This window comes from Methanolobus sp. ZRKC5, assembly GCF_038446525.1.
Taxonomy (GTDB): domain Archaea; phylum Halobacteriota; class Methanosarcinia; order Methanosarcinales; family Methanosarcinaceae; genus Methanolobus.
The window spans coordinates 2,809,824-2,821,967 of sequence record NZ_CP151792.1; the positions used below are offsets into that span (position 1 = coordinate 2,809,824).

Genomic DNA, 12,144 nt, shown 5'->3' on the forward strand with positions numbered 1-12,144 from the left:
GGTTTTGCTTCAAATGTTTATTTTATGATCTCGTGACCATTCTTGTCTCCACGACCTATTCCCTTGTACACAAATCCAGCATTGATGAACATATCAGGGTCTATGACATTTCTCCCATCTATGATCACAGTAGTTTTCATGCCGGTCATTTTCTTTATGACATCAGGTTTCAGATTAAAGTATTCTTTGTGGCCAGTAAAAATAACAACTGCGTCAGAGCCTGAAATTACTTCTTCTACATCCTTGTGTATATCAATATCCGGATAATTCAGTACATGTGGGTCATGAACCATAAGGTCTGCACCTGCTGCAATGACCATGTCTCTGTAAGGCTCTGAAGGTGGGTTACGTGCATCATCTGAATCATTAATAAAAGCCCATCCCAGCATGGCGATCTTCGAACCTTTAATATCCTTGCCAATCCTCTTAAGCGCAGCAACTGTCAGGTTGTACGTGTGCACAGGCATGAAATCGTTGACCCTGCGTGCAAGTACGTAGATCGATTCTGCATCCTGTGGATAGTCAAGGGCTTCACTTCCCATTTTAACACCGCGTTCAAGGTGATAGGTATCCTTGGTAAGACAGTGTCCACCAACACCTGCACCTGGCCAGAGTATTGCCCTGGTGATGCCTTCTCCTTTCAGACTGTCAATTCCCGCTCTGACATCATAGACGTTGATGCCCATGGTCTCACAGTACAGTGCAAGTTGATTTGCTGCTGCTATTTGCAGGTCCCTGAAAGTGTTCTCTGCAGTTTTTGTAACCTCAGCTGCAGTAGCGCTCATGGGTATGACCTTACCCTTTGTGAGCACAGGGCTGTAAAGCTCTACTGCCCTGTCGGTGCTTGGCTGGTCAATGCCTCCTACAATGCGGTCATGCTCCTGTATATTACGGAGAAGTCTTCCTACCATTACCCTTTCTGGTGCATGAGCTAATGCAAAATCCTCTCCTGCTTTAAGGCCGGATTCCTCTTCCAATATGTCCTTTGCCATGGTTTCTGTGGTTCCGGGTGTGATGGTTGATTCGAGTACCACGAGCATACCTGGTCGCAGATATCTACCCACATTGCGGATGCCCTCCTTAAGTGCGCCAAAATCAGGTTCCAGTGCCTTTGAGTCTGCAAAAGGTGTCTGTATGGCCAGAGTAATTGCATCCACTTCGGATATCCTTGAAAAGTCCGGTGTACATTCGAACTTTCCTGCATCAACTACTTTTTTAAGTAATTCCTCAAGGCCGGGTTCTTCTCCTTTAAGGGGACTCTCACCACCATTGAGCATGTCTATCTTATAACCTGATGAGACTGAATCTCTCTGGAAGCCCAGTACCTTATCGAATTTTTCAGAATCAGCAAACAGTGCAGCAGCAGGGATGCCAACATATCCCATGCCTATGACACCTATCTTTTTTATAGGGCCTTTCTCTTTTAGTATGTCCTCAAGTTTTTGGCTCATGATAATCACTCTTTAATCTCTATTAATTTTTCATTTTTGTAGGACTCGATGGCAGCCAGGCTGACTTTTAGTGCATGGTTTCCATCCATTCCGCAAGGTTCAGGTTGTTTTCCTTTTTTAATGCAATCGATGAAGTATTCGAGTTCGTTCTTAAGAGGTTCCTTTGACTCTATCTTTGCTTTTCTTACCCAGTCGCTATCATGCAGTTCCACGGTCTGGTCGATGTAGTCCAGATAAGCAACACCACTTACACCCACAGCTGTAAGTTTTCTAACTTTGTGCGGGGTCAGCCAGTTCACTTCCACAAGCCCGGAGAACTCATGGTCCAGACGCATATGGATAGTTGCATGGTCCTCAAAAGAATGGATATCTGCACCTGCTACAGCATATACTTGGTTCACAGGTCTGCCATAGAGGAAGGATATTACGTCAATATCATGTACTCCGATATCCAGTATGACTCCTACATCTCTTATCCTGGGGTTGTAAGGTCCGACCCTTGTTGTGGATATCGAGACGATCTTGCCCAGCAGACCTGCTTCTATTATCTCTTTGAGTTTGATGACAGCAGGGTTGAATCTCTCGATATGTCCTACCATCAGAAGACGATCTTTATTTTCAGCAGCCTCAATTATGGCTTTTGCATTCTCAACGGTGTCAGCAATTGGTTTTTCTACCAGTACATGTGCACCGGCATCGATAGCATTAATGGCTACCTGCTTGTGCATTTTAGTAGGAACCACAATGCTTACGGCGTCAAGTCCTTCAGCTAGGAGTTCTTTGTAATCTGTAAAAGCCTTCGTATGGTATTGCTGTGCAAGTCCATCTACAAGCTCCTTGTCAATGTCTGAAATGCCTGCAAGTTCCACACCTGTCATTTCACTGTAGATGCGTATGTGGTTCTTTCCCATGGCTCCGGCACCGATAACTCCAACTTTCAACATTTCAGATCACTCCAGTCTTTTATGGCATCACTTATAGTAACAATGTCTTCATCCGTAACTCCCGGGTGTACCGGCAAGGAGAGCACTTCCCTGGAAGCTTTCTCTGTCACCAGCAGATTATCGTTGTATCCAAGTTCCTTGTAATATGGCTGCTTATGAATGGGGATGGGATAGTAAATACCTGTCCCGATTCCTTTGTTCTTTAGGTGCTCCGCCAGTGAATCCCTGCTATGAGTGCGAATCGTGTACTGATGAAATACGTGTTTGTACTTATCGCGTATTGTGGGGCATTTTATTCCCTCTGTATCTCCGAGGCTTTCAGTAAGCAGTTTTGCATTGTGCTGCCTTCTGGATGTGTATTCTGGAAGCTTTTTGAGTTGTACCAGTCCGATGGCTGCTGAGATGTCCGTCATGCGCAGGTTGTACCCAAGTGTCTCATGCAGATACCGTTGTTTTGAACCATGCGAGCGTATCATACGTGCTCTGTCTGCCACATCCTTTTTGTTTGTGGTGATTATGCCACCCTCACTGGTAGTCATGTTTTTGGTGGGATAAAAACTGAAGGCTCCGGTACCAAAAGAACCAACTTTTTTGCCATTGTAAGCAGCCCCGTGTGCCTGACAGGCATCTTCTATCAGGACCAGATGATGGTCCTCTGCTATTTCTTTCATGAGTTTCATATATGCAGGATGACCGTAGAGGTGCACAGGCATAATAGCCTTTGTCGCAGGGGTTATGTTCTCCTCAATAAGCTGAGGATTAAGGTTGAATGTGTCGGCTTCGATATCTGCAAATACCGGCTTTGCACCAGTAAAAAGTATAGAATTTGCAGTGGCTATAAAACTAAAAGAACTGGTGATAACTTCGTCACCTTTGCCTATTCCATGGGCAAGTAAAGCAGCATGAAGGGCTGCAGTGCCGGAATTAACGGCAACGGCGTGTTCCATACCTGTGTATTCAGCGAAAGCCTGCTCAAACTCAGCTACTCGCTTCCCTTCAGCTATTATTCCTGAGCGTAGCACATCGCTGACTGCCTGTACCTCAGCATCATCGAGCTGTGGTTTTGCAATGGGTATCATGATAATACGGGTCTCCATTATTTAAAAAGTATAATTTTATATCCTATTTTTCGTGATCAGATGTTATTTAAAAATTCCAGTTTATCCGGGAGATCAACTATCTTTGCAGGACAACCGATTGCCAGTTTCCACGCAGGCACATCTTTTGTAACCAGAGCCCCGGCAGCCACCATTGCTCCCTCCCCAATCTCAACTCCTGGTATGAGGGTAGCATTTGCCCCGATGGATGCTCCTTTTCTAAGTATTGGTCCTTCCGGGTGGTACTCTCCTCTTATGGGGTATCTGTCATTGGCAAGCACGGCACAGGGTCCGATGAATGCATTATCCTCTATGGTCACATGTGTGGGAATATACACATTTCCCTGGATACTGACATTGTTTCCTATACTTACATTACCGTCAATGATAACATTGGTACCAATGAGTACATTGTCCCCTATTACAGTATTTTCCCGGATCATGGCATTATGTCCTGTCTTAAAATTATTCCCGGTCCGGACGTTGCTGAAGATCGTGCTTCCGGCTCTTATGAATGCATTGTTCCCTATAAATGATCCTGGAAAGTCATATTCATCTATTTCAATGCCGGCTTTTGTTATCTCCATCAGGATGCTATGCTGTGGATATCCCAGCATGACATTCTCAAGGACCACCGAGCTATCACCTATGCTACTGGAACCATAAAGGTTTACAGTTTTGTGAATGTATGTGCTGTTTTGCATGTTCCCACCCATATTCACATCATTTAAGAGTTTTAGTTTATATAAATTTATTCAGGTTTTATATTCTCATCATGATGATGGGATTGTGCGAATGTTTTATTATTTTGACGGATGCATAGGGAAATATGTATCAAAGGTTTAGAGACATATTTCGTTCTGTTTGTTCAAAGTAATCTCTCAGATAATCGATTTCAATTCTCATCTTTTCCAATAATCCGGTAGTACCTGTATGATCCATATCCGCTGCTTTTTCGAGTTCAACACAAAGGTTTGCCAGATAGTTGAAACCAATATTGAGAGCTGTACCTTTTGTGCGATGTGCGATACCCTTTATAGTATCCATATCATTTTCTGAAAAAGAATCCATGATATCTTTAAAATCACGAGTAAAAGATGCTATTGCCATGGATATAAGACGGTCATATAATTCTTTGCTGCCACCTACATTGTTCATGAGTCGTTCCCTGTCGAAATGAGAGTTTTTTCTTGTTTCAGAACATTTATACATAGTTTTTGAACTTTCAAATCCAGGCAGCCATTTATTCAAAATATGACGAATGTTGTCTGTTACTATTGGTTTAGTGACATAATCATCCATTCCTGCCTCAAAGCATCGCTCTTTTTCGCCCTTGAGAACGCCAGCATTCAGGGCAATAATAGGGGTATGTTCTCCGTCTCCTTTCTCAAGGTCCCTTATCATTAATGTAGCATCATATCCGCTTACTTCGGGCATCTGTATATCCATGACAATAAGATCAGGCTTTTTATCAGTGAACATACGGACTGCTTCCTTTCCGTCCTTTGCCTGTATTATCGTTGTTTTAGGTAAAAGATTGGAGATGATAGTTGATGCAAGAAGCATATTTGTTTCATTGTCCTCGGCAATGAGTATACTATACTGGTGGACATCAGGAGAATTAGATGAAACCGTTTTTTTGATTATGATGCTATTATTTTGCGGTCCTTTTGCAGAATCTATATAAGTAATCATTTCGAAAAGCTCTGTCATTCTGATCGGTTTCATGATACTGGCACAGTTCTTATGATCGTATTGTCTGTGTATTGGGGAAATGTCTGTAGAATCGTGTAACAGGATCACAGGGGTACTTTTTTGGGATATACTGTTCTCCTCACGTATGATGAGAACCATTTCATCTCCATCCATTGTAGGCATATTCTTATCGGCAATTATCAGATCGTAATCCCGGTCTTTGTGAAGCATGTCTATGGCTTTCATGCCGCTGGCTGCCATGTCAACTTTGAGTTACCTCGTCTGAAGCATGTTCTGTAAGATCAAGCGGTTAGTGCTGTTGTCATCTACAATGAGGACTTTTTTGATGTTTTCCAGACTATCAATAGTAATAGTTTCGCTCTGTTCTGCAGGAAGACTTACAGTAAAATAGAATCTGCTTCCTTCACCTTCTTTACTTTCAAGTTCGAGTCTGGAATCCATCTTCTCCAGCAATTCATTAGAGATACTAAGGCCAAGTCCCGTACCTCCATATTTTCGGGTAATTGATCCGTCAGCCTGTGCAAATGAATTGAATATCCTTGCTCTTTTATCTTCAGCAATGCCAATTCCCGTATCCCTTACAGAGAATGTGAAATCCATTTCACCGGGATGGCCGGCAGTAGCTTCAACTTTAAGTTCGATCTCTCCGGTTTCGGTAAACTTTGTTGCATTTCCTAAAAGATTGACCAATACCTGTCTTAATCTCACACGGTCCGCTATGGCATATTGTGGTAGATGAGGAGAGATGTTCAGCAACAGTTCAAGGCCTTTCTCATGGATCTTGTACTTTAGCATATCTGCGATCTGCTCACACAGTTCTACTAAGTCGCTAGTTTCTGTATCCAGTTCAAGTTTACCTGCTTCTATCTTTGAGATGTCCAGTACATCGTTGATGAGGTCAAGCAGTGAATTGGCAGATGCGTGTATCGTTTGCATGTGCTGCAATTGCTGCTCTTCGAGTTCTGAGTGCATCAGCAGGTCGGAAAAGCCAATGATGCCATTTAGTGGGGTGCGTATCTCATGGCTCATATTGGCAAGGAACTCAGATTTTGCCCTGCTGGCAGCTTTCGCTTTTTCTTCAGCTACCTTACTTTCATTGATGCTGATATGTGTGCCGTACATGTTGAGAGGAGTGCCTGCATCATCGTACCTTGCAATCCTGCCATGAGCGCGTACCCAGGTCCAGTGACCTTCTTTGTGTTGCATCCTGTACTCTGCTATATAACGTTGATCTTTACCGGTAATTGTATCCTGTAATTTTTGAGTTGCAGTCTCAATGTCATCGCTATGTATCATTTCGGACCACATTTCAAGGTTGAAATGAGAGAAGTCATTCGTGGAATATCCGGTGATCATTTTCCAGCTATCCAGCCCCTCTAATTGTATATTGCCAGTTGTAAGGTCAAGGTTCCATATTCCGGCACAGGTTGCTTCCAGTGCCAGGTCAAGTGTTTGTGTCCTGTTCTTCAGTTCTTCTTCAGAACGTTTCCTGTCGGAGATGTCCCTGCACATGCAAAAGACAAGTTCCTGTCCACCACAGATTGCGCTGCTGGTACTGATCTCAACATCTACAACGGTTCCATCCTTGCGCTTGTGCAATGTCTCAAAGTAATCTCCGGTCTCATGCATATTTTTGACCATATGCAGTAGTTGTTCATGTGTAAATTGTGTATCCCAGTCCCATATAGATAATTGTCTGATCTCTTCCAGTGAATAACCCAGCATGTCCGCGTAGCGCTGGTTAGCTTCGTAAACCTTACCAGTCGTATCGACCACTAATATCCCATCCATGGAATTTTCTATCAGTGCATGCTTCCAGACTTCCTCTTCGGCAAGCTTCTCTTCTGCTTCCTTACGCTCGGTGATGTCATGAAGAGTTCCTGTAACTACATTCCTTTCAGCATGATACTCGGCAACGGAGTAGATATGGCGAACAATACCGTCTTTTGGTTTTTTGATACTGAACTCCACGTCATAGGGATGATTTTCTTTAATGAGTCGGGAAAGTGCTTTATCGAGCATTGGGCGGTACTGCGGAAGTACGAGGCTCTGCACTTCCCGGATCGTTGTTTGTCTGTTTTCAACTCCGTATATTCTGCATGCTTCCTTAGAGGCATGAACCGTTCCCTGGTTCAGGTCAAACTCCCAGCTTCCTATGTGTCCGATCCTCTGGGCGTCATTGAGCTGCATCTCCCGTTTGAGTAATTCTTCTGTTTCATATTTCTTTTCAAATGCGCTGACTATTATTCCAGCTACGACTTTGAGAAGGGAGATTTGTTCTTCGGTCCACACATGCTTGTTTTTGACGGCATCAAATTCCATGAAGCCGATAACTTTTCCGTCTTTTGTAAGGGGTATGTCCAGAACAGATCGAATTAAATGTGTCTTGAAAACGTTCTTTTCAGTATCTGCTTCAGAGGGAAGTTTGTCAACATCAGGAACGTGTATGTGTCCTTTCTTTCGTATGTTCTCTTTAAACCATGGGTACTCGCTAAGGTTGAAATCCTGTATCCGGTCTATCTGGGGTTCGATTCCCTGTGCACACCATTCATTGGCAAAGCTCATATTTGTCCCGTTTTCTGAAAAAAGAAATATATAAGCCCTATCGATCTCAAACAGCATGGCACATTTCTTTAGCGCCTCATCAACTACGTGATCAAGTTCTTCATCAGGTACACTTACAAAACCAGCCGATATCTCAGAGACCATCTTCTGGAACCAGAACTGAAATTGAAGTTCTTCTTCTACTTTTTTACGGTCCAGTAAAAGACCTACCTGCCGGGTGTATACTTCAATGAGGTCTTCATTGGTCAGGATCTTTCCGGAATCCATTACTAATATAAAATAACCCAGGTTGACATTGTCTTTGAATATATTTGCTACAATTGTCTCTCCTGCACTGAGGGTCCTTTCCATAAGTATTGCAGTCTTTTCCGGGATCTGGTCTCCAGTTAGCTCATGAAAAGCAGAAAAACGGGTAATATTACTATTTTTAATTTTTCTTGCAAGATTGGGGTTCCTTTTCCATTCTTTGCCTTCAGGATTAAATCCCATCATTGAATATATTTTCTTTACATCGGTTAATGGGACTGAAACAGCTCTTGTAAAAAAGGAATTTGTTTTTTCTTCAAACAGATTGAAAACCGCATATTTGGCTTCAGATATATCCAGAAGAGCATCGGTTATTTTTTGGTAATTTATTTTATCAGCGGGGCTTTGGAAGAGTTCCTCTGAGTATATGACAAGTTTTTTGAGTTTTATGTTCTCTTCGATCTTCCTCTTCATTCTTCCTGCCGCTTGATCTGTTATATGCATTATAACCAGAGCAATGTGCCACTACAATTTATTGACCCTGATTTTATACTTTTGAATCACAATTGTTCATGAAGTATGTATGCAATGTGTTATATATTTTATATATTATTAACTTGCCTGTATAAATCCTTCTATTGTATTCTTAACTCTTCTTAGTGTTAATAACTAAATGACTTTTTTATGAACATTTTTAAGGTGGATGATTCCTGCAACAAACAGTATGATTATCCCTATGATCTCTGACAGGAATACATAATTTAGTGCCGGTGTGTATGCATTTCTAAAGATTCCCAGGAAATAGTCCAGTATGCCTGCTGAATAGTGGCCGTCAGGGAATTGCCAGCCCAGCAGTGGCCAGAACAGTGTCTGTGGTGTCATCCAGAGTCTGTCTTCCATAATATGCATGAAGCTGGCAGCAGGAATTACCAGCAGACGTTTGTCTCCTCTTTTTTTGTAGAGGTGAATTACGGTCAGCAGTAACAGCAGGCAGAAGAGCAGCGTGTGTCCGTATATCCTTCCGTTACCGATTGAGCTTGCGAAGATGACCTCTCCAAGGGGTTTGTCTATAAGGTCAGGGAGCATGGCCCCAAAGGCGACCACATACAGGGATGTGGGCATCTTTGAGAGTGCAGGATGCTGTTTTAGAAGGGTGAGTATTCCAAGGGTTATACCGATGTGGCCGAAGATGAACATTTGTTTTTAGTATTGCGAATGGGGTGATTTATTGTTTTTCCTGACTACTCCAACGACTAAAGTCGTTTGGTTCTTTTGAACCCCTAAGGAGCCTTAACCTTGTATTAGGTTAAGCAATTGCTGATTCGTTGTCGGTACTTGCAATCCAGTTAAGCAACTGGTTGTAGCGGTCCCAATTCCACAGCCGTTAATTCCCGTGAGCCCCACGGTATTTTTGTATGTTTTAGATTTCTTTAGTATATTGATACTAGCGTTGATATCCCTATCTAACGAAGAGTTACAATGGTCACATTCAAACACCTTATCTCCTTGCTGTACCTTTCGTTTCCTCTTTTTTCCACATACTGAGCAGGTCTGAGTTGTGTTCTTAGGATTGACTTTCTCAACAGTCTTTCCTTTCTCAGCAGCCTTGTATGTAGTATGCTGAACAAGTCTAGCCCAACTTGCATCGTGAATAGACTTGGCTAATCTTGAGTTCTTAACAAGGTTCTTTATTTTCAGGTCCTCAAAAACTACCAGGTCGTGTTTTGATACAAGCAACTTGCTTAGACAATGTGAAAAATGGTTCCTTGCTCCCTTAACTTTTCGGTGAATCCTGTTCACTCTTAGTTTCTGTTTAAGGTAGTTCTGGGAACCATATTCCATTTTAGCAAGTTTTTTTTGTTCGATAGCTAACCTGTTCTCTGCTTTCCTGAGCAACTTAGGTGGTTCAATAAGTTCTCCATCTGATGTTGCTATCAAAGCATTTAATCCAAGGTCGATACCTATCATAGTGATAGGTATTATTGGTTCTGGATATTCAGGAACTTCAATTGTTATGAATGCAAACCATTTCTTTCCTTCTTTTTTAATGGTACACGTTTTCAACTGATCAGTGAGGAGGTTGTTATTAACATCGATCTTGATCAAATTGTTCTTATCAGTTATCTTTGACAGGAACAAACTATTCTCTGTTAGTTTCCAACCATTTCCATGTTGCTTGTACGTGAAACTATGGTAGTCTTCTTTTCCTTTGAATCCAGGATGGCCTTTTGGAAGAATTCCATCATATTTGACGTACTTAGAGCCATGTTTACTTGAAAGAGAAGAAGGAGTATTTGCTGCAGGAACTTCCTTTTTTTTAACGAAAGTACCTCTTCTTGGTTTTCTTCCTTTAAGTCTACCATTCTTGATATCGTCTAAGAACTTGAAATATGCTTGTTGTTGTCTTTCGAATACATTGAGTCTTACCTGAGAATGTATGTTGTTGGCATACTCGAAGAACTTGAGTTGTTTCTCAAACATCGTAGAGTCAGGATATAATCCATATCTATCATATAGTTCAACTCTCGTTGATAAAAGGTCGTTCCATAATCTTCTGCAGGTTTCCATGGTTTCTTCCAGTTTTAGTTCCTGTTCTGGACTTGGATGGATGAGAAACCTAAGATTCCTGCACTTCTGACCTTCTTTGCGGACCATAATATCACTCGAAAAAACAACAACATTATATTGTTTTCTTATTATTTTAATGTTGTTTTAAACGTTTGCTTTTTTTAGGAGATGGAATACGATTTTAATGTTGTTACGATGAGTTGATCAACAGCCAGCGGGGTACGATTCATCCTACGACTAAAGTCGTAGGCTTTCTCTACCCCTACACCCCGATAATCGTAAGATGGCAGGTGTGGACATCATATTTATATATATTTGATTTGTATACTAGTATATGCCATATCCAGCGTTCCACTTTGCATTCTTCATATTCTGTGTCTCCCTTGTAGGGATCTTTGCAATTGCAGGCAGTGGTTTTCGCAAGGAGATGAGCTTTAAGGATGTGAAACACCTGAGTTTATTGTTTGTTGTCGGCAGTGTGGGTTCGGTGTTCCCTGACGTGCCTGCGGTGTGGAACTTTATACTTCACGGCAACCTGGGTCATACAATGATAGGTTCGGTTCCGACCCATTCGCTTCTTTTTGGCTTGGTTGCCTTTGTGCTTGCATTTATGCTGGGGTACGTATTATACAGGAACATATCAAAAGCTTCATCACTTGGCATATTTGCAGAAGCGGCTTTCCTGTCCCACCTACTTCTGGATGACATCGCTGATGGTGGCCTTACTTACCTGTATCCGTTCTATAATGAACCACTGAGCATATTTGCTGTTATGAATGTCAGGCTCTCAGGCGTGGACTTCTTCTATTATAATTTTGCCTGTTTTGTGTCGGTGTTCTTCATCTTCTGTGTGATGTTCATGGCACTTCTGGCTCTGAAGGACCTTGGGTTTGGTTTTAGTTATGAGCCTTTGGAGTGAAAGGTAGATTTTTGGGTTTTTTTTGATGTGAGTTGTTAGTTATGTCCACTAACAATGGATGTGATTGGGGGTGGAGGTAGTTCTTGCGTATCTTTTTTTCATCAGTGGTAATGGACCGTGCTGCCTTCGGCGGGATAGTTGTATCGTATTCCTGATAATTCATTCGCGATGCCATAGACCTATTCTGATATATGTCGCATATTATTGTTTAAACAATAATTGTTACGACAATATAGTTTAAATTAACAGGTTGAAAAGGTAAATTTGCTACCTTCTTAAAATGCGAACCGATGAGAAGTTCGAATATTGGAGATTTCTACAGAGCTGTTTTTGGCAGGAATTATTTAAGCGTGCGTGATATAGTGAATATAAATGGTTCTAAATACTCCTCCATGTTCTAAAACGAAAAGATCTTGTTCTACAACTACTGATGTTGACTCTATGCCTTTGAGCTTAAAGACTATTAAACGCATCGAGGAAGCAGAAATGACAGAACAGTATTATAAAACGTTCGTTTTGTTTTTCTTCATCCAAAAAATATAATTTAATAACATGTGACTGTTTAGGGTCAAGGTAAAAATAATAGATATGAACCACGATTCTGGTGACCTATTAGCTAAACCAGCGCATCAAAAAGG

General features: G+C 41.7%; 9 protein-coding genes. 1 reads left to right on the plus strand and 8 read right to left on the minus strand.

Going from position 1 to position 12,144, the window contains the following annotated elements:
• Positions 1-17: 17 nt before the first annotated feature.
• The 8 genes from WN948_RS13755 to WN948_RS13790 form a co-directional block, all read right to left on the minus strand.
• Complete coding sequence (locus tag WN948_RS13755) at positions 18-1,451, minus strand: nucleotide sugar dehydrogenase (RefSeq protein ID WP_342304749.1); 1,434 nt, start codon at positions 1,449-1,451, stop codon at positions 18-20.
• Positions 1,452-1,456: 5 nt separating this feature from the next.
• Positions 1,457-2,395: a UDP-N-acetylglucosamine 3-dehydrogenase gene (locus tag WN948_RS13760; RefSeq protein ID WP_342304750.1), complete on the minus strand. Its 939-nt coding sequence runs from the start codon at positions 2,393-2,395 to the stop codon at positions 1,457-1,459.
• Positions 2,389-3,474: a DegT/DnrJ/EryC1/StrS family aminotransferase gene (locus tag WN948_RS13765; protein WP_342304751.1), complete on the minus strand. Its 1,086-nt coding sequence runs from the start codon at positions 3,472-3,474 to the stop codon at positions 2,389-2,391. Before WN948_RS13765 ends, WN948_RS13760 begins: the two co-directional genes overlap by 7 nt.
• Positions 3,475-3,530: 56 nt before the next feature.
• A complete protein-coding gene (locus tag WN948_RS13770) occupies positions 3,531-4,196 on the minus strand; it encodes a DapH/DapD/GlmU-related protein (protein ID WP_342304752.1) in 666 nt (221 codons plus the stop codon).
• A gap of 130 nt (positions 4,197-4,326) precedes the next feature.
• A complete protein-coding gene (locus WN948_RS13775) occupies positions 4,327-5,448 on the minus strand; it encodes a response regulator (protein WP_342304753.1) in 1,122 nt (373 codons plus the stop codon).
• Between the two features lie 12 nt (positions 5,449-5,460).
• Complete coding sequence (locus WN948_RS13780; protein ID WP_342304754.1) at positions 5,461-8,493, minus strand: PAS domain S-box protein; 3,033 nt, start codon at positions 8,491-8,493, stop codon at positions 5,461-5,463.
• A 195-nt stretch (positions 8,494-8,688) separates the two neighbouring features.
• Complete coding sequence (locus tag WN948_RS13785) at positions 8,689-9,216, minus strand: metal-dependent hydrolase (protein ID WP_342304755.1); 528 nt, start codon at positions 9,214-9,216, stop codon at positions 8,689-8,691.
• 93 nt (positions 9,217-9,309) lie between these two features.
• A complete protein-coding gene (locus WN948_RS13790; protein ID WP_342304756.1) occupies positions 9,310-10,674 on the minus strand; it encodes a transposase in 1,365 nt (454 codons plus the stop codon).
• Positions 10,675-10,921: 247 nt separating this feature from the next.
• Here WN948_RS13790 and WN948_RS13795 point away from each other — a divergent pair, with 247 nt between their 5' ends.
• Positions 10,922-11,506, plus strand: coding sequence for a metal-dependent hydrolase (locus WN948_RS13795; protein WP_342304757.1), 585 nt, complete (start codon positions 10,922-10,924; stop codon positions 11,504-11,506).
• Positions 11,507-12,144 lie beyond the last annotated feature (638 nt).